The following is a 23,279-nucleotide window of genomic DNA, read 5'->3' as shown; positions in this document are numbered from 1 at the left end:
CCAACCCGGCATATGCATGCTGGTAGATATTTCTACGTGGCGGAAGGGGTGGCGAACCCTGGCGTTTTGGGGTGTTTGTTCGAACACCGAGCACCCGTGCCATGCCCGCGCGTCGCCGGGGATCCGGCGTCGACGGGCGCGGCGTCCCTCAGCCGATGAAGGGCGTCAGGACGAGCATGGTGGCGTCGTCACGGACCTCGCAGCCCCGGGTCAGATCGGCCCACACCGCCTCGGTGAGCTCGGTGTCCGTGCCGGTGAACCCGGCCAGCCGTGCCGGGAGCGGATAGAACCGCCCTGCCCGGTCGCGGGCCTCCCAGACCCCGTCCGAGGCGATGAACAGCCGGTCGCCGCGGCCCAGCTCGACCGTGATCTCCTTCGGCGGTTCCACCCCCGCCAGGCCCAGCCCCAGCGGAGCCGCCGACGAGACGGTGAGTTCCTGGGCCCGGCCGTCCCGCAGCAGCACCGGCGCCGGGTGACCGCAGGCGACGATCCGAACGGACCGGGGCTCGGCCGAGAACTCCAGCAGCAGGGCGGTGGCGAACAGCTCGGCGTTCGGCACGCCGTCCGAGTCCACCAGCAGCCGGCGGTTCATCCGCGCGGCGACCGCCTGCAGGTCGGGCTGGTCGAGCACCGCCTCCCGGAACGCGCCGAGCAGCCCCACCACGGTGGCGACGGCGGCCAGCCCGTGCCCCCGTACGTCCCCCATCACCGCCCGCACCCCGTACGGCCCGTCGCGCACGTCGAAGAAGTCCCCGCCGACCAGCGTGCCGTGCTGCGCGGCCCGGTACAGCCCCGCGCACCCCACCGCCCCGACCCGCTCCGGCAACGGCGGCAGCACGGCCCGCTGCACCGCCTCCCCCACCGCCCGCTCGGTGAGCAGCTGGGCGTCGCGGTGACTGCGCACATAGGACACGAACACGCTCAGTACCGCCACGAACGTGATCGTGAGCAGGTCGGTGTCGCCGGGCAGGTTGAGGTGGGTGGCGGGCACGTTGAGCAGCAGCACCACCAGGACGCTGAGCACGGCCGTCGCCAGCGGCCCGTAGGAGAGGACGGCCAGCGGCGGGATGGCTCCCAGCAGGAAACCGAAGTCGTGGCCGTCCGGGCTGATCAGCGTCGCCATGGTCACCGTCGCGAGCAGGGCGACGGGCAGCACCCGCACCCAGCGCGGCGGCGGCGCTCCCTGCAGCCAGCCACGACCGTCCCGGTAGCCGCGCGGCGACCAGCCGCGCACCGATGTCACATCCCCAAGTTACGCCCGTGCCCCTGCCCGGTCCCACCGGCGCCTGGCAGCACACGCGGACCGTCAGTCGACGTCCCTGCTCAGCACGGTCTCCGCCTCCGCGAGGATCTCGGTGACCCGCAGGGCGAACACGGCGTCGCACGGGTGCGCGCGTCCGGTGCGGGCGGCGCCGAGCAGGGCGTCCGCGGCCCTGGTCAGGGCGGGCACCGCGCCTTCCGCACTCCTCGGCAGCAGCGTCACCCCCGTCTCGCCCCGCAGCTCCACGTCCGCACCGGCCGCCGCCGGGGGCGCGGTGAGGCTCAGCGTCACCGTGCTGGAGGCCCCGGTGGCGTGGTCGAGGACGAGGTGGACGGTGTCCGCGGGGCCGTGCACGGCGGCCGCCACCCGCCGTACGTCGCCCAGCACCGGCAGCAGCACGGACAGGGCGTGCGGGCCCACGTCCCACAGCGCTCCCTTCTCCTTGCGCCACGGAGAGTCGGCGAACGGGCTCTCGCCGGTGAACAGTGAGCCCAGCCACTGCGCCCGAGCCGTGAACCAGCCGGTCGCGGCGGCCTGTTCGCCGATCCACCGCTCCGGCTCCTGCTGGAACCGGGTGGTGAAGAAGACCACCGAGGCGACCCGGGCCCGCTCGGCCGCCTCCACCACCGCCCGCGCCTCGGCGACCCCGATCGCGAGGGGCTTGTCCAGCAGCAGATGGCGGCCGGCCCGCGCGGCCCGCACCGCCAGCTCCGCCTGCACGGCCGGCGGCAGCGCCACCGCCACCGCGTCGACGTCGGCGAACAGCGCGTCCACGTCGTCGTACGCCCGGACGCCGTACTCCCGCGCCAGCTCCGCCGCGGCCTGCGGGCGGCGGCCCCACACCCCGGCGAAGTCCAGCGAGCCGTGTCCCGCCAGCGCGGGGGCGTAGGCCGCCCGCGCCCAGGGCCCGGTCCCCAGCAGTCCGATGCGCATCTTCCGTTCCTTTCTCCGTGCTCAGCTCCACACCTCGCCCGGCCCGTCAGGGGGCCGTGCTCCGCCCGCCGCCGGCATAGGTCCGGCACCGCCCGGCGCCGTCCGCCAGCCACCCGGCGATGCTCTCGGCGATGGGCTGCCCGGTGTCCATCTCGACGAACCCGAACTGGCCCGACTGGTTGCACTCCAGGAACCACCAGATGCCGTCGGCGTCCTCCGCGAAGTCGAAGGCACCGTAGGCCAGCCCGGCGTCCTTCATATACGTGTGAACGGCCTCGGCGACTCGCAGGGGCACCTCCGCTTCCTGCCAGGGCGAGACGGACGGGGCGAACCGGACGTCCACGTCGTCGGGGTGGGCGTCCGGGTGCACCGGCTTGCGGGCGGCCAGCAGCCGCTCGCCGACCACCGTCAGCCGGATGTCGGCCCGCTTGGCGACCCGCCGTTGGAGCAGCGTCGGCCCGAACGCCACGGCCGCGAAGTCGGTGTCCGGCGCCACCCTGCTGGTCGGCACCGCCCGCGGTGGCTCCTGCGGGTGCGCTCCCGACACCGGCTTCACCACGAGGTCCGGGAACCGCGCCGCGAACTCCCGGGCCGCCTGCGGGAACGTCGTGATCAGCGTGGCGGGCACGGCGAGTCCGCTGCGCTGGGCCAGTCGCAGCTGCCAGGGCTTGTGGCGGGCCTGGCGGGCCGCGTCCGGATGGTTCATCCAGCGCGCCCCGGTTCCGCGCAGCATGCCGTACAGCGCCTGCGCGGACTCCTCGGACAGCCAGGCCGACGGCTGGGCGGCCCGGGAAGCCGCCACCCCCGGCCTGCGCACCCAGATGGAGCGCAGGCCGTCCACACTCACCAGGCGCCCGTTCACGGAGAGGTGTCCGCGGCTGGCGCCCTGCACATACTCGCCCGACAGGGCCACCCCGCTGGTGAGGTCGGCGGGGTCGAGGCGGACGACGGGCACGGATGCCTCGTGCAGCCGGAGGACCACCATGTCCGCCGTCACGTCCTCGTCGCTGGTCAGGATGAGCACGGTCATCGTCGGGTGCCGCGCTCAGTCGTCGAAGTGCGTCTTGGAACCCGCCGTGGACGTCGTGGTCCCCAGGGCTCTGAGCGTTGCGTGATCGGTGGCTGCGATCCGGCCATCGTGGAGAACGTTCAACTGCAGTCCGGAGTCATACGCGTACGGAGTGGTGACGTCCAACTGCACAGCGGGGCGTGCGTAGTTGAGCGCGAACGGTTGCATGGTCTCTCCCTGTTTCGTTCTTCCATGCACTTATACGATTCGAACGCGTGGTTGGTTTCCTTACTCTGCGTAATCTCAGCCCCAATTAAGAGGTTGTTAAGGAAACAGCGCCTGATCGTCGCCACAAGTGGCCGATTTCACATACCGAATGGCCGTCTGGCGGGGTCAAATGCCCGCGATTCTCCGGGATGTCGCGAGAGCCTGTTCGGCGTAGCTCCGCCCGAAGAGGGCGGCATGCACCAACAGCGGGAACAACTGGTGCAGGCCGATGCGCTCCGTCCAGCCGTCGGCCGGCGGCGCGGTCTCCCGGTAGGCGTCCAGGATCCGGTCCAGATGCGGGCAGCCGAAGAGCCGGAGCATCGCCAGATCGGTCTCGCGGTGACCGCCGTGCGCGGCCGGATCGATCACCCGGACCGTGCCGTCGACGCCCCACAGCACGTTGCCGTTCCACAGGTCGCCGTGCAGCCGGGCGGGCGGCTCGGCCGGCCCGGCGAGTTCCGGCAGCCGCTCGCAGACCCGTTCGACCACCGCGGCCTCCCGGGGGCGCAGGGTCCCGCGGTCGACCGCCTCGCGGAGGTAGGGCAGCAGCCGGTGCTCGGCGTACCACTGCGGCCAGTCGGCGCCGGGTTCGTTGCGCATCGGGGCGAGGCCGATCCAGGCCTCGCGCGGGCCGTGCGGCGGCGCCGCCCCGAAGGCCGGGGCTCCGCAGGCGTGCAGGGCGGCCAGCGCGCGGCCGAATCGTGTGGCCGCCTCGGCGCTCGGGGGGCCGGTGCTGACCAGTTCGGTCACCAGCCACCGCTCGTCGTGCCCGAGCACCTCCGGCACCGGGACCGCCCGGGCCGCGGCCAGCCAGCGCAGCCCGGCCGCCTCGGCCCGTACCGCACCGGGTCGTTCGTCGTGTTTGACCATGGCGGCCGGGCCGTCCGCCAGTTCCACCTCTGTCAGGCTGCCGGACCGTGCCCGCCGGGCCGAGACCGCCCGCCCGGTGAGCCGGGCGGCCGCCGCGTCCGGACCTTCGTCGCCGTCGACCACGGCCACCAGGGTACGGGCCGCCCCCGGCCGGGAGGCTGAGGCGCCCCGGTCGGGGCGCTGTGGGTGTCAGGATCCCCAGGTGCCCTGGTCGACGGCGCAGTTCCAACCTGTGCCGTGCAGCGCGAACTTCACCTCGTAGGCGTGGGTGTCCAGCAGGTGGGACCGCACCCGTACCCCGAGGCTGGTCTTCTTCTTCAGGGTCGCCGTGGACACCGACACCGTCGTCGACGTCCGACGGGTGACCTTGCCGCCCGTGGGTTCGGCGGTGCCGAAGCGGATGTTCCTGACGACCGTCACGGTGAACGTCACCTTCGTGAAGTTCTTCGCGGCGCTCTTGTTCTTGACGGCGAAGGAGAGGCCGCCGTTGGTCACCCAGTTGCCCGAGTTCGCGTAGAAGCGGCTCGGATAGACGATGTCGACCGGGCAGCCGGTGCTCTGCGGTGCCTCGGTCCGCGCGGACGCCCCCGCGGCGAGGCCGAGTTGGGCGGCGGTGACGACGCCGACGGCGGTCAGGGCTCCCAAGGATGTGCGCATGCGGTTCATTACGGCGATAACCCCCCTGTGGTACTCATCGGAACTTAGCGAAGAGTCCCATGCTTCTCACCCCAAAGCAGTCGCTTATCCCTCGTCAGGGTGTAATACACCCGTTCTGGCCGTCCCCTTCGGACACCGGCCCCACGCCGACGGCTCACCCATGTCCGCCCGAACGGCGGTGTGCCCCGCCGCGGGATTGACCCAGCCGGGCGGTGTTGGGCGTGTCGGCGCCACGGATGGGCGGCCCGGATGGTGCGCGGCACGGAGCTGGCTGACGGTGGTTCATGTCGGAGCCGGGTCGTTTCAGCTGATGGAGTATCGGCGCCCGGCCACGGCGGAAGGACATAGAGATGCGTTCTGCCCGCATGATCCTCGCGACGACGGCCGCCACCGCGGCCCTGGCGTTCGCCGCTCCCACCGCGCAGGCCGCGGGTTCGGGGGACCGCGACGACGGGGGCCGTGACGACAGCTCCTACAGCAGCAGCGACAGCAAGTTCGACCCCGAGACCTACAAGGGCAAGGGCGACGACGAGCAGGGCGGCAAGGGAGACAAGGGAGACAAGGGAGACAAGGGAGACACGGGGGGCAAGGGGGACCGGGGGAAGAACGAGGGCTCCTCGTGGGGTGACGACGAGGAGAGCGACCGTCCGCACGGCGGCATGCACACCGGTGGCGGCGCCCTCGCCACGCCCGGTGTCACGGCCGGCGGGCTGGCCGTCCTCGGCGTAGCGGCCTCGGGTGCCTACGCGCTGCGGCGCAGGAGAGTCACCGGGCCCGTGTCCTGATGGGCATAGGAATACGGGGCCGCGGCCGCCGCCGGCGCTCGACACGCCGACGGCACCGCGGGTCCCGTCTCCCGCCCCTCCCGCTGCCGTGCCCCAGAAAGGTGACCTCGATGGCAGCCGGCCCTTCCTCTCCGAACGCCGACGCCCCTGACCCCGGCGCCCCTGACGCCGGCGACCCGGCCGACACCCGGCGCGGCGGGCTGCTGCCCGTGTGGGGTGTCGCCCTGGTGCTGCTGGCCGTGGCACTGATCGGCGGACACGACAAGGCCTCCGACGACGCCGGCGGCGGGGTCCCGGCCAGACGCACCGGCGCCGCCCCCTCGGCCGATCCGCAGCGGACCCGTGAGGCGCTGCCCCGGTCCGTACCCACCCGCCTGCTCATTCCGAAGATCTCCGTCGACGCCCCCTTCACCGCCCTCACCATCAGCCCCTCGGGTCAGCTCGAACCGCCGCCCGCCGACAACACCAACCTCGTCGGTTGGTACTCCAAGGGCGCCGCGCCCGGTGAGGCGGGCACCGCGATCATCGCGGGCCATGTCGACACCAAGGTGTCGGCGGCCGTCTTCGTCAGACTGGACGAACTGGAGCGCGGCGACCGCTTCACGGTGGACCGGGCCGACGGCACGACGGCTGAGTTCGTGGTCGACGACGCCGAGACCTTCCCGAAGGACGACTTCCCCAGTGACCGCGTCTACGCGGACACCAGCCGCCCCGAGGCCCGGCTGATCACCTGCGCCGGCGACTACGACCACGACGTCAAGGACTACACGGAGAACCTGGTCGTCTTCGCCCACCTCGTCTGACCTCGAACGCGTGACGAAGGCGCGGTTCAGCCGCCCGTCGACTCCCGCACCACCAGGCGGAAGGGGCTGACGAACTCCTCCCGGTCCGGGCCGGGTCCGGAACGGTCGATCCGCGCGGCCAGCAGGGCGACCGCGCGTTCGGCCATCAGGTCGTGGTCGGGGTCGACGGTCGACAGCGAGGGGACGAGGTACGCGCTCTCGTCGACGTTGTCGAAGCCGACCACCCTGACCTGCTCCGGCACCCGCACCCCGGTGTCGGCGAGAGCGCGCAGCACGCCCATGGCCACGGTGTCCGTCACACAGAACACCCCGTCGAAGTCGAGGCCGCCCGTCACCTTCTCGCGCATCCGGCGGGCCGCCTCCTGCATGGTGAGCGACTCCACCGTCACGACGAGGTCCGGGTCCGCCGGCAGCCCCGCGGCGGCCAGCGCCCGCCGGTACCCCGCGTGGCGCAGGATGGACACGCCGACCTCGCCGCCCAGCCGTCCGCACACCAGGGCGATCCGCCGGCACCCCCGTTCCAGCAGGTGCCGTGTCGCCGCTTCCGAGGCCGCCTCGTTCGGCATGGCGACGTGGTCGGCGGGACCGCCGAAGATCCGCTCGCCGAGGATCACCACCGGATGGTCGACCTCCAGCGCCTCGAGATCGGCCCGGTCCATCCCGACCGTACTGAGGATGAGCCCGTCGTAGAGCCGGTTGCGGGAGAGGGACACGGCCGCCAGTTCGCTCTCCCGGCGGGCCCCGGTCTGTTCGATGCTCACCCGCAGACCATGCCGGCCGGCCGCCGTGATGAGGGAGGCGGCCAGCCGGCCGTAGTACGGGCGGTTGATCTCGGGGACGGCCAGACCGATGGTCCCGGTGCGTCCCTTGCGCAGGTTGCGGGCAGCGACGTTGACCCGGTAGTCGAGCCGGGTCATCGCCTCCAGGACGCGCTCCCGGGTGGCCGGGCGGACGTTGGGGTGGCCGTTGATCACGTTGGAGACGGTCATCGCCGAGACTCCGGCCGCCTTCGCCACGTCCTGGATCGTCGCCACGCTCACTCCCGCCTGCCGTCCTCGGCAAGACGATAGAGGGCGGCTCCGTGGGCGGGCAGCTCGGCGACCAGGAACCGGCCGTCGTGCGGGGTGTCGGTACGGGTCCACAGCTCGCGGACCCGGTCACGGGGCCCGGCTCCGACCGATCCCAGCGGCACCTCGAAGCGGCGTGCCTCGTCGGCCAGCGAGAACACCGCCGCGTACCGGGTGTGCCCGTCGGTGTCCCGGGCGGTCCAGAGCACCAGATCCCCCTCCCGGAGCACCTCCCGGTTGCCGGTGCTGTGCCACAGGACGTCGAGCGCCTCGTCGTTGGTGAGCAGCTCGATCGTCTCGGGCGGGCTGGTGGGCAGGTCGCCGCCCATCATCAGCGGGGAGCGCGAGACCAGCCAGAGGGTGAGCAGGCTGACCTGCTCGGGGCGGGTGAGGCGGGACAGGCGGTCCGCGCCCCGCTCGGCGCGGATGCCGATGTGCCCGAGCGGCAGCATGTCCGCGTCCGCCCAGCCGCCCTCCCGCTGCCAGGGGGCCCAGCGCGCCATGCGCGCGAACTGCGCCTCGACGTCCTCCCAGCGGTCCCACAGGTCGTCGCACACCCGCCACATCGTGGCGTGCTCCCGCAGGTGGTCCAGCCGGGCCACGGACAGGTCCGTGCCGGGGGAGAGGCTCAGCTCGACGGGCCGTCCGCTGCGTTCGACGGCCCGTGCGTAAGCGGCGATCTCCCGTTCGTGGTACGGGAAGAGCATGTCGTCGGCCTTGACGAAGTCGACGCCCCACTCGGCGAACTGGGCGACCTGGGAGTCGTAGTAGGCCTGGGCGCCGGGGTGGTCGTGGTTCAGGCCGTGGTTGTCGGAGTTCCAGGGGCACACCGAGTCGGTGTCGGCCACGTCGGCTGCGGTGAACCCGGTTCCCAGCACCGGGAGTTTCGCCTCGACCGCCCGACGGGGGATGCCCCGCATGATGTGCAGTCCGAAGCGCAGCCCCATGGCGTGCACCCGTGCGGCCAGCGGCCCGAACCCGGCGCCGCCCACCGCGGAGGGGAACCTGTTCGGCGCGGGCAGCTGGCGGCCGTACTCGTCCAGCACGAGCGGCGCGTCCGGGTTGTAGCCGTGGGCGCGGGCGGTGGGCTCGTACCACTGGATGTCCACGACCACGGTGTCCCAGCCGTGCGGGAGCAGATGGTCACGCATGAACTCGGCGTTGGCGAGGACCTCTTCCTCGGTGACGGTGGTGCCGTAGCAGTCCCAGCTGTTCCAGCCCATGGGCGGCCGCAGCCGGCGGTCGGGCAGCGGACGTGCGGGTCGGGTCATGTGCGCGCTCCTGGTGTCAGTGCCGGCTCAGGCGGCCCTGGACGGTGACGAACGAGTGGGGCGGGAGAGTGAGCCGGAGACCGCCGGTGGTGCCGGAGAGGCCGTCGAACTCCCTGGGCGCCACGGTCGTCGCCGCCTCGGGTGTGTTGTGGGCCTGGAGCCTGTCCGCGGTGAGGATGCGGGCGGTCGGCTCGGCGAGGGTGCCGCCGCGCAGGTCGAGGAGGAGCTCGGCGGGCTCGTCGGCGTCGAGGTTGCTCACCGAGATCAGGACCCTGCCGTCCTTGACGCTGGCGGAGGCGGAGAGGGTGTCCAGTTCCGCGTCCCCGACCCGGCGCCGGGCACCCTCGGCGCGGACGTGCACCGGCAGGGATGTGGCGTTCTGGTGGGCCTTGTTCATCTCGAAGACGTGGTAGGTCGGGGTCCGGACCAGGCGGTCGCCTTCGGTGAGGAGCATGGCCTGCAGGACGTTGACGGTCTGGGCGATGTTGGCCATGTGCAGGCGGGCGGCGTGCTTGTGGAAGATGTCGAAGTGGGTGCTCGCCACCAGCGCGTCCCGCAGGGTGTTCTGCTGGAACAGGAACCCGGGGTCGGTGCCCGGCTCGACGTCCCACCAGGTGCCCCACTCGTCCAGGACCAGGCCGACCGTGCGGTGCGGGTCGTAGACGTCCATGACCGTGGAGTGGCCGGTGAGGATGCGGTCGATCCGGCGGGCCGACACCATGGTGCGGTAGTAGTCGTCGGTGTCGAAACCGGTCGCGCTGCCCTTGGCCTCCCAGGGGCCCGCGAGGGTGTAGTAGTGCACGGACAGGCCCTGGAAGAAGGTCTTCGGGGTGGCCTCGCAGCCGAAGCAGCTGATCTGCTGCATCAGGGTCTCGGTCCACTTGTAGTCGGCGTCGGAGGCGCCCGAGGCGATGCGGTAGAGCTTGTTGTCGCCGTGGTCGCGGCAGTACGTGGCGTACTGGCGGGCCAGGTCGGCGGAGTACTCGGCGCGCATGTTGCCGCCGCAGCCCCAGGTCTCGTTTCCGATGCCCCAGTACCTCACCCGCCAGGGCTCCTCGCGCCCGTTCTCCTTGCGCAGCCGCACCATCGGGCTGTCGCCGTCCCGGGTCAGGTACTCCACCCACTCGCTCATCTCGCGGACCGTGCCGGAGCCCACGTTGCCGCTGATGTACGGCTCGGCGCCGAGGAGTTCGCACAGGGCCATGAACTCGTGGGTGCCGAAGTGGTTGTTCTCCTCGACGTTGCCCCAGTGCGTGTTGACCATCCGGGGCCGCCGCTCGCGCGGGCCGATGCCGTCCTGCCAGTGGTACTCGTCGGCGAAACAGCCCCCGGGCCAGCGCAGGTTGGGGATGTCCAGGGCGCGCAGGGCCTCGACGACGTCGAGCCGGATGCCTCCTTCGTTGGGGACGGGGGAGTCCTCGCCGACCCAGAAACCGCCGTAGACGCAGTGGCCGAGGTGCTCGGCGAAGTGGCCGTAGAGATGGCGGCTGATCGTCGGGCCCTCGATGTCGAGGTTGATGATCGCGGTGGCTGTGGACACGGGCACTCCTGACCGACTGGAATGTTCGATATACAGAACGACGTCCGCTGGACCGGTTGTATCGATAAAAAACTGCCATCGGGCAGGGGACGCGTCAAGAGTGCGGACGGCCCGGCCCCTCTCGTGGAAGGGCCGGGCCGGAAAAGGGAGAGGCGTCAGACCGCCGTCGCCACCGGGTACGTCGGGTACTCGACACCGGACACGTACTGGACGACCCGGACCACCTGGCAGGAGTAGCCGAACTCGTTGTCGTACCAGAGGTAGAGGATCGCGTTGTCGCCCTCCACCTTCAGCGCGCCGGCGTCGACGATCGAGGCGTGGCGCGAGCCGATGAAGTCGCTGGAGACCGCGTCCGGGGCGGTGGTGAAGTCGATCTGGCGCTTGAGCGGCGAGGTGAGCGACACCTCGCGGAGGTGGTCGAGGACCTCCGCGCGGGTCGCCTCGCGGCCCAGCTGGAGGTTGAGGATGGCGATCGACACGTCCGGCACCGGCACCCGGATCGAGCTGCCGGTGATCCGCGCCTTGAGGTCGGGCAGCGCCTTGGCGACGGCGGAGGCGGCACCCGTCTCGGTGATGACCATGTTGAGCGGCGCGGACCGGCCGCGGCGCTCCGACTTGTGGTAGTTGTCCAGCAGGTTCTGGTCGTTGGTGAACGAGTGGACCGTCTCCACGTGTCCGCGCAGCACCCCGTACTCGTCGGCCATCGCCTTCAGCGGCGGCACGATCGCGTTGGTGGTGCAGGACGCGCAGGACAGGATCTGCTCGTCCGGCTTGATGGTGTCGTGGTTGACGCCGTGCACGATGTTCGGGACGTCGCCCTTGCCCGGCGCGGTCAGCACGACCTTCTCGATGCCCGGACGCAGGTGCTTCGACAGGCCCTCGCGGTCCCGCCACCTGCCGGTGTTGTCGATGAGGATGGCGTCCCGGATGCCGTACTCCGTGTAGTCCACGGCGGACGGGTCGTCGGCGTAGATCACCTTGATCTCGTTGCCGTTGGCGAGGATCGTGCTGCTCTCCTCGTCCACGGTGATCGTGCCCTGGAACTGCCCGTGGATCGAGTCGCGGCGCAGCAGCGAGGCGCGCTTGACGATGTCCTCGGCGCCGCCGCCGCGCACCACGACGGCCCGCAGCCTGAGGCCGTTGCCGGAGCCGGACTTCTCGATGAGGAGCCGGGCGACCAGGCGGCCGATGCGGCCGAAGCCGTACAGGACGACGTCGCGGGGTTCACGCCGGTCGATCTTGTCGGCGCCGGTGGCGCCGGCGACCTCCTGCGCGGTGAACGCCGCCACCGTCAGACCGCGGTCGTCGGCCTTGTACATGGCCGCGAGCATGCCGAGGTCGATCTGGGAGGGCCCGAGGTCGAGCGTGGTGAGCGCCTGGAGGAAGGGCATCGTCTCGGTGACCGAGAGCTCGGCGCCGTCGATCTGGCGGGCGAAGCGGTGGGTCTTGAGGATGCTGACCACCGACTTGTTCACCAGGGAGCGGCTGTGGAGCAGGACCGTCACGTCCCGCTCCCGGTGCAGCTTCCCGATGAGCGGGATCATCGACTCCGCGATCTCCTCACGGTTCTTCCAGTTGGTGAACGAGTCCTCGTTGACAGTCACAGACCTGAATCTCTCGATCGAGCTGGGTGGCGCTCATATGGTAAACAGACCGACAGATGATCGATCAAGGGGGTGCGCATGTGATGCGGGTCGCGTGGGTCTGAACGGGTGCGGAAGAGCGTAAGAAACCCCCGTGTCGCGTTGCGAGGTCGCGCTCCGCTGCCGATGGTCGGACCGTGAGCACGTCATCCGTATCGCGGTCGGGCCCTGTCGCCCTGACGCGCCCCGCCCGTCTGCCGTCCCTCGGCCGCACCCCGTCCGGCCTGCGGGCCGCCCTGACGTTCTTCGTGGCCGTCCGGCTCGCCGGGGCCGGCGTCGTCGTCCTGGCGAACCACGCCACGGGGCGCCCGCTCCTGCGCAACCTCGCGCACGCCTGGGACGCCCGCTGGTACCAGCACATCGCCGCGCACGGCTACGGCGACCTGATCGACATCACGCGCCACGGAGCCGTGCAGACCGACTGGGCGTTCTTCCCGCTGTACCCCGGGCTCATCCGCACCCTGACGACGGTCCTGCCGCTCTCGCCCGGCAAGGCCGCGCTGCTGCTCGCCGGCCTCGCCGCCGTGGTGGCCGCGTGGGGCGTCTACCGCGTCGGCGACCTCGTGTACGGCCGGGGCGTCGCCACGGCGCTCGTCGTCCTGTGGGCCGTACTCCCCCAGTCGGTCGAACTGACCATTGCCTATACCGAGTCCCTCTTCTCGGCGCTCGCGGCCTGGTCCCTGTACAGCGTCCTCAGGGGCCGCTGGCTGTGGGCCGGCGGTCTCGCCGCACTCGCCGGTCTCTCCCGGCCCAGCGGCTTCGCGGTCGCCGCCGCGGTCGTCGTCGCGGGCGCCCACGAGGCGGTACGGCACCGGGGCCGGGTCTCGCCCCGGCTCTGGGTGGGATGCCTGGCGGCCCCGGTCGGCTGGCTCGGCTACGTCCTGTGGGTGGGACACCGGACCGGCGACCTGCTGGGGGGCTACTTCGGGGTGCAGCAGGCCTGGAACTCGCGCTTCGACTTCGGCCGGGGGTCCCTGCTGTTCGTGAAGGGCCTGCTGGTGCACGGCGGCGGCTTCGTCTACGCCGCCGCCCTGGTGATCGTCGTGGCCGGCGTCCTGCTGTTCTGCCTGCTCTGCCTGGACCGTGCCCCGCTGGTCCTGGTGGTCTTCGCCGGGGTGCTGGTCCTGCTGGTGGTCGGCGGCTCGGGCTCCTTCGCCTCCAAGCCCCGCTTCCTGCTCCCCGCGTTCCCCCTGCTGATCCCGCTGGCCCGCGCGCTGGTCAGAAGCTGGCGGCTGCGACCCGCCCAGGCCGTCCTCGTCGTGGCCGCGCTCGCCACGGTCTCCCTGCTGTTCGGCGCCTACGTCATGACGGTGGCCCGCGCACCCCTGTGACCGCCCCTGCCCCGCCGGCGCGGCCCTGGCACGGAGCGGTCACGGGATCATCGGGGCAAGCTCTAGCGGGGATTGAAGACCACGCTGGCGAAGTGGACGCTGCCGGGTGCCGAGTGGCCGGGGGCGATGCGGCGTGCGGTGCCCTTGCACTTCGCCTTGCTGTAGACGACGAGCGCCTTCTTCGTGGAGTTCTGCGGGCCGCGCGCCTCCTGCGCCATGTCGAGGCACTTGCGGTCCGGCGGGTTCTGGACGGCGTACGCCTTGCCCTTCGGTCCGACCCAGACGAAGGTGCCCTGGGCGGCGGCCGCCGGACCCATGGTGAGGACGGTGAGGGCGAGCCCGCCGAGAGCGACGGCGAGCGGACGACAGAGGCGCATCGTGATGTCCTTCGTGAACGGTGACAACGGTGAAGAAGGGGCGGCGCAAAGACCGGAGCCCGGGGCCATCACACACCGTCACCCCACCCGGAAGTCCCGCCGACACGGAAACTTCCCACGTGCGGGCGACGCGGGTCGGCGTGTTGTGGCGCCCGGTCCCGGCGGGAGGCTCAACCTCTGTGACGCGTAAGGCCGTCGGCGATTCGGCACCGCGAACGACGGGACATAGGGGTAGATTCCCGACCACTGTTGCGAAGGGGTGTCACCGTCGGACGGGGCAGGACATGAGCGCGCACGACCGCTGTGCGGTGACGACCGGTATCGCCCGGCTGTACGCGGAGCCCGCGCCGGTCGCGGCGGGCCGCGTCGGGCTGGTCACCAACCACACCGGCGTCCTGCCCGACCTGCGTCCCGCCGCGCCCGCGCTGCTCGACGCCGGGGTGCCGCTGGTCGCTCTGTTCGGTCCGGAACACGGACTGTACGGGACCGGTCAGGCCGGTGAGAGCGACGCCGTCCGGCGGGACCCCGACACCGGGCTCCCGGTGTACGACACGTACGGCCGCGCCGGCGAGCGGCTCGACAAGCTGCTGATCGACAGCGGTGTGGACACCCTCCTTTTCGACCTCCAGGACATCGGGGCCAGGTACTACACCTACGTGTGGACCATGTTCGACCTGATGGCGTCGGCGGCCCGTACGGGCGTGCGGTTCGTCGTCGCCGACCGGCCGAATCCGCTCGGCGGACTCGTCAGTGAGGGCCCGCTGCTGGAACCGGACTGGTCCAGCTTCGTCGGACGCGCCGCCGTCCCCGTCCGGCACGGTCTCACCTGCGGCGAACTCGCCAGACATCTCAACACCTCGGCCGTGCCGCTCGTCGCGGACGGGCCGGTCGACCTGACGGTGATCGAGGCCCTGGGCTGGCAGCGTGCCATGACCGCGGAGGACACCGGTCTGCCCTGGGTGGCGCCGTCGCCGAACATCCCGACGCCCGCCACCGCCTTCGTGTATCCCGGCACCTGCCTGTTCGAGGGGACGAACCTCTCGGAGGGCCGCGGCACCACACAGCCCTTCGAGATCGTCGGCGCCCCGTACCTCGACCGGCGGTTCGCGCCCGCGATCACCGAACTCTCCCTGCCCGGCGTGCACTTCCGGGAACTGCGGTTCGTACCGGCCTGCCACCGGTATGCCGGAAGGCCACTGCGCGGAGTGCAGCTGCACATCACCGACCGGGCGACGTTCACACCCGTACGCACCGCCGTCGCGATGCTCGCCACGCTCCGGCGGCTGTACCCGGACGACTTCGCCTGGGAGCCGGGGGAGTGCGGAGCGGCGCGGAGCGGTGCCGAGGACACCGGTGCGGAGGACACCGGTGCCGAGGAGCCCGGTGCGGAGGAGACCGGCCACCGTCCCTTCATCGATCTGCTGTGGGGGTCCGACCGGTTGCGGCGCGCCGTCGACGCGGGTGACGACCCGCTCCCGCTGTGCGCACCACCGGTCCCGCCCGGCCGATGGGCCGGCGACGACGTACTGCTGTACCGCTGAGCCCGGCCCGTCGTCCCCCTGAGATCACGCAGCTCCCCGCCCCCTCGGAAGGACCACCCGTCGATGACCCACCCCACGACGACATCCCGAGTCGGGATCCGCGGCTTCCGGTCGGGCGACGGCCCCCGCCTGGTGGAGGCGTGGGCCCGGAGCGCGCCCGCCGACCCGATCACCGCGGACCGCTTCCGCACCCTGGTGCTGCTCGACCCCAACTTCGACCCGGCCGGACTGCGGATCGCCGCCGACGGCGACCGTGTCCTGGGCGCCGCCTACGCGGTGCGCCGGCTGACCCCGATGGCCGGCACCGACCTGGAGCCCGAACAGGGCTGGATCCCGTTCTTCTTCGTCGCCCCGGACGCCCGTCGCCGCGGCCTCGGCCGCCACCTGCTGACCGAGGCCCTCGACTGGCTCGCCGGCCAGGGCCGGACCCGGGTGGACTTCTCCTCGTACACCCCGAACTACGTCTTCCCCGGCCTGGACGCCGAGGCCTACCCGGAGGCGGCCGGGCTCCTCGACTCCCTGGGCTTCCGCACGCTGTACGAGGCGGCCGCGATGCACCGTGCCCTGGTCGGCTACCGCGTTCCGGCCGACGTCCTGCGCCGAGTGGGCGAACTGACCGCCCGAGGCCACCGGTTCGGCACCCCGGCCGACGACGACCTGGTGGATCTCCTCGCCCTCGCCGGCAGCCACTTCGGGCCGGACTGGGCCTGCACCGTCAGGGCGTGTCTGACCGCGGGCACCCCGCTCGACCGGATCGTCACCGCACGCGACCCGGCGGGCCGCATGGTCGGCTGGGCGATGCACGGCGCGTTCGACTCGGTGGACGAGCGGTTCGGGCCCATCGGGGTGCTGGAGGAGATGCGCGGCACCGGAATCGGCGAAGTCCTCCTGCACCTGGTCCTGGAACGGATGCGGGCGCGCCGGGCGCACTCCGCGTGGTTCCTGTGGACCGGCGCGCAGTCCCCGGCCGGACACCTGTACCGCAAGACCGGCTTCACCACGACCCGGGTGTTCCGGGTGATGCGCCGGGAAGCCGCCCGGTGACCCGGGCACTGAGCCGCCGCCACTTCGCGCTCACCCTGCCCTCGGCGCTGCTCGCCGCCGGCTGCGCCGCACCGTCCCGGGGCACCGGACGACCCGGCGACCCGATCGTCCTCACCCTGCTCTCCCACTACGCGAGCGGGGCGCTCAAGGAGGCCCTGCGGGGCCCGGTCGACGAGTGGAACGCCACCCACGACCGGGTCAAGGTGGTGACCGAGGCGGTGGAGTTCACGGACCTGCTGACCACCGTCATGGTCCGGCAGGCCGCCGGGCAGGGCGCCGACCTCCTGCACCCGTACTGCCTGTGGAACGGCCAGCTCGTCCGGGCCGGGGTGCTGCGGCCCGCGCCGCCCGGGCACGCCGAGGAGATCCGCCGCGGTTACGGATCCGCCGCGGTCGGCTCCGCGTCGGTGGCCGGCACGGTCTACGGCTATCCCACCGAGATGCAGACCTACGCCCTGTACTACAACAGGCGGCTGCTGCGCGGGGCCGGCGTCGCGGGGCCGCCGCGCACCTGGCGGGAGCTGGAGGACGCGGCCTGCCGCACCGCCCGGCGGGACCGGTACGGCAACACGCTGGTCCAGGGTTTCGGGCTGTCGACCTTCGACGACTCCACCACCGTCGGCCAGACCCTCGCGCTGCTCAACGCCGCCGGCGGGCGGTTCGTCTCGGCGGACGGCAGACGCACCGAGCTCGACTCGGCGGCCGGGCGGGCCGTGTTCGACCTGGAGCACCGCCTCGTCGCCAGGGGCGCGAGCGACCCCGGTGTCAACGTCTACCAGGCGTTCGCGTCCGGGCAGGTGGCCATGGTGATCAGCGCCGGCTGGTGGACGGCGAACCTGAAGTCGCTGATGGGCACGGCCTACCGCGATGTCGGAGTCGTACCCGTGCCCCTCCCGGCGACCGGTGGCAGCCGCGCCACCCTCGCCACCGGGTTCATGCTGGGCGTGAACACGGCCGCCCGGCACCCGCGCGAGGCCTGGGAGTTCCTGCGCTGGCTCAACACCGAAAAGGTGCGCGGTGCCACCCGGATGAGTGCCCTTCAGGTGTCGGTCGGCTCGCTGACCGGCCGCGCCGACGACATGCGGACCCTGCTCGGAGCGGCCACCGATCCCAACCTGCGGCCCTTCCGGGACGCGCTCGCCTACGCGGTGCCGGAGCCGAACGTACCGGGCGCGCAGCAGGCCAAGTCGCTGCTGCGCAAGAACATCGAGGCGCTGTGGACCGGCCGGCAGTCGGTCGAGGAGGCCCTGCGCACCACCCGCCGCCAGGTCGACCAGGAGGTGTCCCGGTCATGGTGAACGCCACCCTGGCACCGCGCCCGGCCGAACCCGCCGCACCCGGCGCCCCCGCCACCCGCACCCGTGGCCGCGACCGCAGGCAGCGCCGCCAGACCGCCGTCGCCTACCTCTTCCTGACCCCGGCGCTGCTGTTCTTCGCCGTCTTCCTGGTCCTCCCGCTCGGCTTCGCGCTGCTGCTGTCGACGTCCCGGTGGGCCGGGTTCGACCTCGGTGACATCGAACCGGTGGGGCCGGACAACTTCGCCGCTCTGTTCGCGGCCGGCTCGACGTTCCTGACGCCGGTGCTCACCAACACGCTGCTGTTCGCCCTCGGCACCGTGGTGCTCTCGCTCGCCGGCTCCGTGCTCGTCGCCACCTGCATCGACAAGCTGCGGTTCCAAGGGCTGTGGCGCACCCTGTACTTCCTGCCGATCGTCACGACCGTCGTCGCCGTCGGCAACGTCTGGAAGTACATGTACGAGCCCGGTGGCCTCGTCAACGGCGTCCTCAACGCGCTCGGACTCGGCTCGGTGGCGTTCCTCCAGGACCCGGACACCGCGCTGCCCTCGGTCGTCGTCGTACAGTCCTGGGCCTCCGTCGGCTCGGCGGTGCTCGTCCTGACGGCGGGGCTGAAGTCCGTCCCCGAGACCTACTACGAGGCCGCCGCCCTCGACGGCGCGGGCCCCGGCACCGTCTTCTGGAAGATCACGCTGCCGCTGCTGCGGCCGTCCCTGATGTTCGTGTGCGTCACCCAGTTCCTCACCGGCCTCCAGTCGTTCGCGCTGATCACCGTGATGACCAGGGGCGGACCGGGCGACGCGACCGACGTGGCCGCGCTCGAGATGTACCGGCAGGCCTTCTCCTACGGCGACTGGGGCACCGCGAGCGCCGCCGCCTTCGTGCTGTTCGCGGTGGTCCTCGCCGTCACGCTGGTGCAGTTGTGGCTCTTCCGGCGCACGGGGGAGGAGGCGTGAACCGCCGGCCCTTCCCCTGGCTGTCGTATCTGCTGGTGGTCACCGGCGCCGTCCTCACGGTGGTGCCGTTCGCCGACATGGTGATGACCTCCTTCAAGGGGCCGGACGAGGCCGGCACGCTGCCGTACCGGTTTCTGCCCAGGGCGTTCGACCTGTCCAACTACCGGGCGGCGGTCCACCAGCTGGACCTGCCGGTGCTCTTCCGCAACAGCGTCGTCGCCACCACCGTCATCACCGGTTCGGTGCTGCTCACGTCCTCACTGGCGGGCTACGCGCTCGCCAAACTCCGCTTCCCCGGCCGGGACCTGGTCTTCCGCCTGGTGCTGTCGACGATGATGTTCCCGCCGTTCCTGTTCTTCATCCCGCACTTCCTGATCCTGGTGCACTGGCCGCTGGCCGGCGGCAACGACCTGCTCGGGCGCGGCGGCGCGGGGCTGACCGTGAGCATCGTCGCGCTCGCCGTGCCGTTCCTCGTCAGCAGCTTCGGGATCTTCCTCACGCGCCAGTTCATGGTCTCGATCCCGGACGAGGTGCTGGAGGCCGCGCGCATCGACGGCGCCGGCGAGTTCACCGTGTGGTGGCGGATCGTCCTTCCGCAGACCAGACCGGTCCTGCTCACCCTCGGCCTGCTGACCTTCGTCGACGCCTGGAACGAGTACATCTGGGCGTTGCTCGTGTCGACCGCGAACCCGGACGTGATGACCCTGCCCGTCGGCATCCAGCTCCTGCAGGACCACGTCGACCCGACCCGCACGATGCCCATCGTCATGGCCGGCCTGGTCCTGAGCACCGTGCCGGTGCTGGTCCTCTTCCTCCTGTTGCAGAAGTACTACGTCCGGGGAGTCATGCTCAGCGGCCTCAAGTGAACGCCTGCCTCGTGGACTCCCCGGGCCGCACGGGAGCGGCGACCGTCACAGGCCCCGCCAGACGTTGTCGAAGGCCGCGTCCTCGATCTCCCGGCGCTGCCGTACGGCGGCGAGTTCCGTCACGGCGTCGTTCACGGCGGCCACCACCGTGACGGTCGCCTCGGGGGCCGCGCCGACGAGGTCCTCGACCGCCTCGTCCTGGATCCCGACGGCGGCCGCCAGGGCGGCGAGCACGGGCTCGCCCGACGTCCAGCGTTCGTGGGCTGCGGCGCGCTCCGGCGAGTCGGACGGCTGCGTCCGTCCGGTCGGCAGCGGCAGCCAGCGTCGCCGCTGTTCGGCGACCACCGTGCCGTCCGCCTCCAGTTCGTCGAGGTAGGCGGCGCCCAGGCCACGCCCGCGGCGCCACAGCCAGTCCTCCACCGACTCGTACGGCGCCTCCCGCCGCAGCGCCGCGGCCGCCTCGTCCAGAAGCCGGTCTCCCGTGCCGCCCTGCGGAGCGGGGACGACGAGATCGCCGTCGAGCGTGACCGCCCCGGCTGTGAGGAGATCGACCAGTTCGGCTCCCGCGAGTGCCAGGGAGAGGTCACCCTGTTCGACGGGCCGGGCGGCGGCGTCGTACACGGTGACGAGGAACAGGTCCCGGGGTGTGGTCATGTCGGACTCCCCAACTGAGGCGGCAGAGACAACGCAGGCACCAGAAGTACCAGAGACACCTGCGACAACCGTGGTGCGGATGAATACGATGCCCGGTTCGGGCGCCCCGCAGTCTCCCGCCCTTGGGCCGTACCGGTCACACCCGCCGTCGGCCGCCCCGCGCGGTAGGCTGCTCGGCGATCAGAGGGGTTCGCAAGGGCGACGCGACCGGAGGCGGAGAGCATGACAGCGCGGGCCGGGTCCTCGTCGTCGTCCGCCGCCGTCGGCGCGGGCGGCCGGGACAGCCGGCTGGGCCCGCTGATCATCACCCTCTTCGCGCTGTACGCGCGCGGTGAGCAGGACTGGCTCTCCGTCGCCTCCGTCATACGCCTCATGGCCGACCTCGGGGTGGAGGGGCAGGCCGTGCGTTCCGCGGTCTCCCGGCTGAAGCGGCGCGGGGTGCTGCACGGCGAGCGGCGCGGGGGCGTCGCCGGGTACGCCGTGTCCGAGGGCACGCTGGAGGTGCTGGCGGAGGGCGATGTCCGGATCTTCGAACGGAGCCGGGCCGCGGCCGACGACGGCTGGCTGGTCGTCGTGTTCTCCGTGCCCGAGTCCGAGCGCGACAGGCGCCATGCCCTGCGCACCGCTCTGACCCGGCTGGGATTCGGCACCGCGGCCCCCGGTGTCTGGGTGGCCCCGGGAATCCTCGCCGAGGAGACCCGCCGCACCCTGCGACGGCTCGAACTGACGCCGTACGTGGACGTCTTCACCGGCGACCACTTCGCCTTCGGCGACCTGTCGGCGAAGGTCCGCGCATGGTGGGACCTCGACGAGCTCGCCGCGCTCTACACGGACTTCCTGGCGCGCTACCTCCCGGTGAGCGAGCGCGCCGCGACGAATGCCGTCCCTCCCCGGGAGGCGTTCGGGATCTATCTGCCCATGCTCACCGAGTGGCGCAGGCTTCCGTACCGCGACCCCGGCCTGCCGCTGTCCCTGCTGCCGCCGGGCTGGGAGGGGGAGACCGCCGGCGCGCTCTTCGCGGACCTCGACAGGACGCTCCGGGAGCCCGCGCGCGAACACGCCCTGGCGGTCATCCACAGCCGGGCCTGACCAGCCGTTCCTCCGGGATCACGGCGACGCCCAGGATCTCGATCAGCGCCTCGGGCTGCCAGAGCGCGGTGCAGCCGATACCCGCCATCGCGGGATACACCGGGCCCGCGAGCTCCCGCCACACCCGGCCGATCTCCTTGCCGTGCGCCTGGTAGTCCGGGATGTCCGTCAGATAGATCGTCACGCTCACCAGGTCCCGCGGTTCGCCGCCCGCCGCGCGCAGCGTGGTGAGCAGGTTGCCGAAAGCCTGGCGGAACTGCTCCACGATGCCGCCCGGAACGATCTTCATATCGGCGTCGAGGGCGGTCTGGCCGCCCAGGTGGAGCGTGTTCCCGGCGAGTGTCCCGTGCGAGTAGCCGCTCGGCGCGGGCAGTTCGGGCGGGTTCACGGCGACGGGCGTCATGGGGCCTCCGGTTCGGTGGTGTCCGGCGCCGGCCGCACGGCCAGCCGTATTGACAATAAATGACGACCGTGAAAGATACGAGATAGGCCGCGGTCCTGTTCCTGACCCCAGCAGGCCCGCGGAGGTCCCGACCGAGCCACGGAAACGGAGCCGATCCCATGGAGCCCGACCCGCGGCGTCAGCCGCAGAGCAGCGAGCACGGCGAGCACGGCGGCACGTACCGGCTGGAAGGCGACAACGCGCTGTACCGTCCGGCCGACGGGATCGTCGCGCCCGTCGTGACCCGCGCCGGCCTGGAGGACGTCAACACCGCCGACTCGGGCGGCGCCGTCCGCGTGTCGGGCGTCAGCGCCCAGCACACCCCGGCGCGCCGGCTCTGGTACGGCAAGGTCAGCAACGAACCCGGCTACCGCTCGGTCAGCCACCACCACGGCGAGGCCGAGACCGGCGGCTACGTCCTGTCGGGCCGGGCCCGTATCTACTTCGGCGAGAGGTTCGAGGACTACGTCGACATGGCGGAGGGCGACTGGGTCTTCGTCCCGCCCTTCATGCCGCACGTCGAGTGCAACCTCTCCCGGACCAGGCCGCTGGTCTGGATGACCACCCGGACCCCGGAGAACATCGTGGTGAACCTGCCCGACGTCGCCGACGCCGACCTGCGCGACTGGCTGAACCGGTGAGCGCCACGCCGGCCGCCTCCGCCGCCTCGGCCGCCCCGACCTCCGCGATCGTCACGGCGGCCCTCACCCTGAAGCCGGCCCGGCCGGACCACTTCGACCTCGCCTTCACCGCCACCACCCAGCCCTGCCCCTGGCCCAAGGCCTACGGCGGCGACCTCGTCGCCCAGGCCGCCGCCGCGGCGATGCGCTCGGTGACCGACGGCAAGTCCCTGCACTCCATGCACAGTTACTTCCTGCGCCCGGCCGACATCGGCGCCGAGGTCCGCTACGAGGTGGAGGTACTGCGCGACGGCCGCGGCTACAGCACCCGCCAGGTGCGCGGCTACCAGCACGGCAAGGTGCTCTACGTCTGCCTCGCCAACTTCGCCGCGGGGGAGCCCGGGGCGTCGTTCCACACGGAGTTCGACGAGCAGGTCCCCGGCCCCGAGGGCCTGCCCAGCTCGGCCGCGTACCTCGCCGACCGCACCGGCGGCACCATGACCGCCGAGTCCAGGGCCTACTGGTGCGGCGGCCGCGGCTTCGACATGCGCCATGTCCCCGGCCCCGTCTACCTCACCGTCGACGGCGACCGGCTGCCGCACCAGGCCGTCTGGCTGCGGCCGTTCGACGCGCTGCGCCCCGTCGAGGGACTCACCGACGCCCAGCGCGACCTCGCCGCCCTCGCCTACGTCTGCGACTACACCGTCCTCGAACCCGTGCTGCGGGTCCTCGGCCTCGCCTGGGCCGACCCCGGCCTGGTCACCGCCAGTCTCGACCACGCCATGTGGTTCCACCGTCCCGCGCCGGTGGCCGACTGGCTCCTGTACGTCCAGGAAGCGGTGGCCGCCGACGCGGGCCGCGGCCTGGGCACGGGCCGCTTCTTCACACGCGACCACCGCCACCTGGCCACCGTGGTCCAGGAAGGCATGATCCGCCCCGCCTGAGCCGCCCGCCGGGC

The 23,279-nt window shown here is 72.0% G+C and carries 24 protein-coding genes; 11 read left to right on the top strand and 13 right to left on the bottom strand.

Going from position 1 to position 23,279, the window contains the following annotated elements:
- Positions 1–148 precede the first annotated feature (148 nt).
- From ACZ3KP_RS22965 to ACZ3KP_RS22940, 6 genes are all read right to left on the bottom strand, one after another.
- Complete coding sequence (locus ACZ3KP_RS22965; RefSeq protein ID WP_358981608.1) at positions 149–1,243, bottom strand: PP2C family protein-serine/threonine phosphatase; 1,095 nt, start codon at positions 1,241–1,243, stop codon at positions 149–151.
- 63 nt (positions 1,244–1,306) lie between these two features.
- Complete coding sequence (locus ACZ3KP_RS22960; protein WP_467501515.1) at positions 1,307–2,194, bottom strand: Gfo/Idh/MocA family protein; 888 nt, start codon at positions 2,192–2,194, stop codon at positions 1,307–1,309.
- A 46-nt stretch (positions 2,195–2,240) separates the two neighbouring features.
- Complete coding sequence (gene tgmB, locus ACZ3KP_RS22955; protein WP_358981606.1) at positions 2,241–3,224, bottom strand: ATP-grasp ribosomal peptide maturase; 984 nt, start codon at positions 3,222–3,224, stop codon at positions 2,241–2,243.
- Between the two features lie 15 nt (positions 3,225–3,239).
- Entirely contained in the window at positions 3,240–3,431 is a 192-nt protein-coding gene (gene tgmA, locus ACZ3KP_RS22950; RefSeq protein WP_089102565.1) for a putative ATP-grasp-modified RiPP, read from the bottom strand.
- 165 nt (positions 3,432–3,596) lie between these two features.
- A complete protein-coding gene (locus tag ACZ3KP_RS22945; protein WP_467501514.1) occupies positions 3,597–4,469 on the bottom strand; it encodes a fructosamine kinase family protein in 873 nt (290 codons plus the stop codon).
- Between the two features lie 60 nt (positions 4,470–4,529).
- Positions 4,530–4,997: a hypothetical protein gene (locus ACZ3KP_RS22940; RefSeq protein WP_467501513.1), complete on the bottom strand. Its 468-nt coding sequence runs from the start codon at positions 4,995–4,997 to the stop codon at positions 4,530–4,532.
- 350 nt (positions 4,998–5,347) lie between these two features.
- Between ACZ3KP_RS22940 and ACZ3KP_RS22935 the strand changes: the two genes are divergently transcribed.
- Both ACZ3KP_RS22935 and ACZ3KP_RS22930 read left to right on the top strand, forming a co-directional pair.
- A complete protein-coding gene (locus ACZ3KP_RS22935) occupies positions 5,348–5,782 on the top strand; it encodes a hypothetical protein (RefSeq protein WP_358981603.1) in 435 nt (144 codons plus the stop codon).
- Positions 5,783–5,892: 110 nt separating this feature from the next.
- Entirely contained in the window at positions 5,893–6,585 is a 693-nt protein-coding gene (locus tag ACZ3KP_RS22930; RefSeq protein ID WP_467501512.1) for a class F sortase, read from the top strand.
- Positions 6,586–6,611: 26 nt separating this feature from the next.
- Here ACZ3KP_RS22930 and ACZ3KP_RS22925 read toward each other — a convergent pair whose 3' ends face one another.
- From ACZ3KP_RS22925 to ACZ3KP_RS22910, 4 genes are all read right to left on the bottom strand, one after another.
- Positions 6,612–7,619 (bottom strand): LacI family DNA-binding transcriptional regulator, encoded by a 1,008-nt coding sequence (locus ACZ3KP_RS22925; protein WP_467501511.1) that lies wholly within the window; start codon positions 7,617–7,619, stop codon positions 6,612–6,614.
- A gap of 2 nt (positions 7,620–7,621) precedes the next feature.
- Complete coding sequence (locus ACZ3KP_RS22920; RefSeq protein WP_467501510.1) at positions 7,622–8,923, bottom strand: glycoside hydrolase family 27 protein; 1,302 nt, start codon at positions 8,921–8,923, stop codon at positions 7,622–7,624.
- A gap of 16 nt (positions 8,924–8,939) precedes the next feature.
- Positions 8,940–10,463 (bottom strand): alpha-N-arabinofuranosidase, encoded by a 1,524-nt coding sequence (locus ACZ3KP_RS22915; RefSeq protein WP_467501509.1) that lies wholly within the window; start codon positions 10,461–10,463, stop codon positions 8,940–8,942.
- A 155-nt stretch (positions 10,464–10,618) separates the two neighbouring features.
- A complete protein-coding gene (locus ACZ3KP_RS22910; protein WP_467501508.1) occupies positions 10,619–12,067 on the bottom strand; it encodes a glyceraldehyde-3-phosphate dehydrogenase in 1,449 nt (482 codons plus the stop codon).
- Between the two features lie 176 nt (positions 12,068–12,243).
- On the opposite strand from ACZ3KP_RS22910, the gene ACZ3KP_RS22905 reads away from it, so the two are divergent.
- A complete protein-coding gene (locus ACZ3KP_RS22905) occupies positions 12,244–13,437 on the top strand; it encodes a hypothetical protein (protein WP_467501507.1) in 1,194 nt (397 codons plus the stop codon).
- A gap of 62 nt (positions 13,438–13,499) precedes the next feature.
- Here ACZ3KP_RS22905 and ACZ3KP_RS22900 read toward each other — a convergent pair whose 3' ends face one another.
- Positions 13,500–13,814 carry a hypothetical protein gene (locus ACZ3KP_RS22900; RefSeq protein ID WP_358981596.1) on the bottom strand — a complete coding sequence of 105 codons (315 nt, stop codon included), beginning with the start codon at positions 13,812–13,814 and terminating at the stop codon, positions 13,500–13,502.
- A gap of 284 nt (positions 13,815–14,098) precedes the next feature.
- On the opposite strand from ACZ3KP_RS22900, the gene ACZ3KP_RS22895 reads away from it, so the two are divergent.
- The 5 genes from ACZ3KP_RS22895 (at position 14,099) to ACZ3KP_RS22875 (ending at position 19,516) form a co-directional block, all read left to right on the top strand.
- Positions 14,099–15,355, top strand: a complete 1,257-nt coding sequence (locus ACZ3KP_RS22895) for an exo-beta-N-acetylmuramidase NamZ family protein (RefSeq protein ID WP_467501506.1) — start codon at positions 14,099–14,101, stop codon at positions 15,353–15,355.
- A 63-nt stretch (positions 15,356–15,418) separates the two neighbouring features.
- Positions 15,419–16,399 carry a GNAT family N-acetyltransferase gene (locus tag ACZ3KP_RS22890; RefSeq protein WP_467501505.1) on the top strand — a complete coding sequence of 327 codons (981 nt, stop codon included), beginning with the start codon at positions 15,419–15,421 and terminating at the stop codon, positions 16,397–16,399.
- Complete coding sequence (locus ACZ3KP_RS22885; RefSeq protein ID WP_467501504.1) at positions 16,396–17,697, top strand: ABC transporter substrate-binding protein; 1,302 nt, start codon at positions 16,396–16,398, stop codon at positions 17,695–17,697. The genes ACZ3KP_RS22890 and ACZ3KP_RS22885 overlap by 4 nt, the downstream gene beginning before the upstream one ends.
- Positions 17,691–18,650, top strand: a complete 960-nt coding sequence (locus tag ACZ3KP_RS22880) for a carbohydrate ABC transporter permease (RefSeq protein WP_467501503.1) — start codon at positions 17,691–17,693, stop codon at positions 18,648–18,650. Before ACZ3KP_RS22885 ends, ACZ3KP_RS22880 begins: the two co-directional genes overlap by 7 nt.
- A complete protein-coding gene (locus ACZ3KP_RS22875) occupies positions 18,647–19,516 on the top strand; it encodes a carbohydrate ABC transporter permease (RefSeq protein WP_467501502.1) in 870 nt (289 codons plus the stop codon). The genes ACZ3KP_RS22880 and ACZ3KP_RS22875 overlap by 4 nt, the downstream gene beginning before the upstream one ends.
- Before the next feature lie 45 nt (positions 19,517–19,561).
- Here the strand turns inward: ACZ3KP_RS22875 and ACZ3KP_RS22870 are convergent, their stop codons facing one another.
- Positions 19,562–20,170, bottom strand: a complete 609-nt coding sequence (locus tag ACZ3KP_RS22870; protein WP_467501501.1) for a GOLPH3/VPS74 family protein — start codon at positions 20,168–20,170, stop codon at positions 19,562–19,564.
- Positions 20,171–20,392: 222 nt separating this feature from the next.
- Between ACZ3KP_RS22870 and ACZ3KP_RS22865 the strand changes: the two genes are divergently transcribed.
- Positions 20,393–21,259, top strand: coding sequence for a PaaX family transcriptional regulator (locus ACZ3KP_RS22865; RefSeq protein WP_467501500.1), 867 nt, complete (start codon positions 20,393–20,395; stop codon positions 21,257–21,259).
- On the opposite strand, the gene ACZ3KP_RS22860 is transcribed toward ACZ3KP_RS22865, so the two are convergent.
- Entirely contained in the window at positions 21,240–21,662 is a 423-nt protein-coding gene (locus ACZ3KP_RS22860) for a RidA family protein (RefSeq protein WP_132892749.1), read from the bottom strand. The two genes, ACZ3KP_RS22865 and ACZ3KP_RS22860, sit on opposite strands and share 20 nt — an antisense overlap.
- A gap of 158 nt (positions 21,663–21,820) precedes the next feature.
- Here ACZ3KP_RS22860 and ACZ3KP_RS22855 point away from each other — a divergent pair, with 158 nt between their 5' ends.
- Complete coding sequence (locus ACZ3KP_RS22855) at positions 21,821–22,342, top strand: cupin domain-containing protein (protein ID WP_358981588.1); 522 nt, start codon at positions 21,821–21,823, stop codon at positions 22,340–22,342.
- Positions 22,339–23,265: an acyl-CoA thioesterase gene (locus ACZ3KP_RS22850; protein WP_467501499.1), complete on the top strand. Its 927-nt coding sequence runs from the start codon at positions 22,339–22,341 to the stop codon at positions 23,263–23,265. The genes ACZ3KP_RS22855 and ACZ3KP_RS22850 overlap by 4 nt, the downstream gene beginning before the upstream one ends.
- The last annotated feature ends 14 nt before the right edge of the window (positions 23,266–23,279 follow it).

The sequence above is a fragment of the Streptomyces sp. NPDC020958 genome (assembly GCF_055562175.1).
Note: the sequence above shows the minus strand (reverse complement) of the source record. Positions and strands in the feature narration are given on the sequence as shown.

What these genes read in the sequence shown, in the direction of transcription:
- ACZ3KP_RS22960 (WP_467501515.1), bottom strand. Translation starts at nt 2,194, where the DNA reads ATGCGCATCGGACTGCTGGGGACCGGGCCCTGGGCGCGGGCGGCCTAC.
- tgmB (WP_358981606.1), bottom strand. Translation starts at nt 3,224, where the DNA reads ATGACCGTGCTCATCCTGACCAGCGACGAGGACGTGACGGCGGACATG.
- tgmA (WP_089102565.1), bottom strand. Translation starts at nt 3,431, where the DNA reads ATGCAACCGTTCGCGCTCAACTACGCACGCCCCGCTGTGCAGTTGGAC.
- ACZ3KP_RS22940 (WP_467501513.1), bottom strand. Translation starts at nt 4,997, where the DNA reads ATGCGCACATCCTTGGGAGCCCTGACCGCCGTCGGCGTCGTCACCGCC.
- ACZ3KP_RS22935 (WP_358981603.1), top strand. Translation starts at nt 5,348, where the DNA reads ATGCGTTCTGCCCGCATGATCCTCGCGACGACGGCCGCCACCGCGGCC.
- ACZ3KP_RS22930 (WP_467501512.1), top strand. Translation starts at nt 5,893, where the DNA reads ATGGCAGCCGGCCCTTCCTCTCCGAACGCCGACGCCCCTGACCCCGGC.
- ACZ3KP_RS22920 (WP_467501510.1), bottom strand. Translation starts at nt 8,923, where the DNA reads ATGACCCGACCCGCACGTCCGCTGCCCGACCGCCGGCTGCGGCCGCCC.
- ACZ3KP_RS22900 (WP_358981596.1), bottom strand. Translation starts at nt 13,814, where the DNA reads ATGCGCCTCTGTCGTCCGCTCGCCGTCGCTCTCGGCGGGCTCGCCCTC.
- ACZ3KP_RS22895 (WP_467501506.1), top strand. Translation starts at nt 14,099, where the DNA reads ATGAGCGCGCACGACCGCTGTGCGGTGACGACCGGTATCGCCCGGCTG.
- ACZ3KP_RS22890 (WP_467501505.1), top strand. Translation starts at nt 15,419, where the DNA reads ATGACCCACCCCACGACGACATCCCGAGTCGGGATCCGCGGCTTCCGG.
- ACZ3KP_RS22880 (WP_467501503.1), top strand. Translation starts at nt 17,691, where the DNA reads ATGGTGAACGCCACCCTGGCACCGCGCCCGGCCGAACCCGCCGCACCC.
- ACZ3KP_RS22870 (WP_467501501.1), bottom strand. Translation starts at nt 20,170, where the DNA reads ATGACCACACCCCGGGACCTGTTCCTCGTCACCGTGTACGACGCCGCC.
- ACZ3KP_RS22865 (WP_467501500.1), top strand. Translation starts at nt 20,393, where the DNA reads ATGACAGCGCGGGCCGGGTCCTCGTCGTCGTCCGCCGCCGTCGGCGCG.
- ACZ3KP_RS22860 (WP_132892749.1), bottom strand. Translation starts at nt 21,662, where the DNA reads ATGACGCCCGTCGCCGTGAACCCGCCCGAACTGCCCGCGCCGAGCGGC.
- ACZ3KP_RS22855 (WP_358981588.1), top strand. Translation starts at nt 21,821, where the DNA reads ATGGAGCCCGACCCGCGGCGTCAGCCGCAGAGCAGCGAGCACGGCGAG.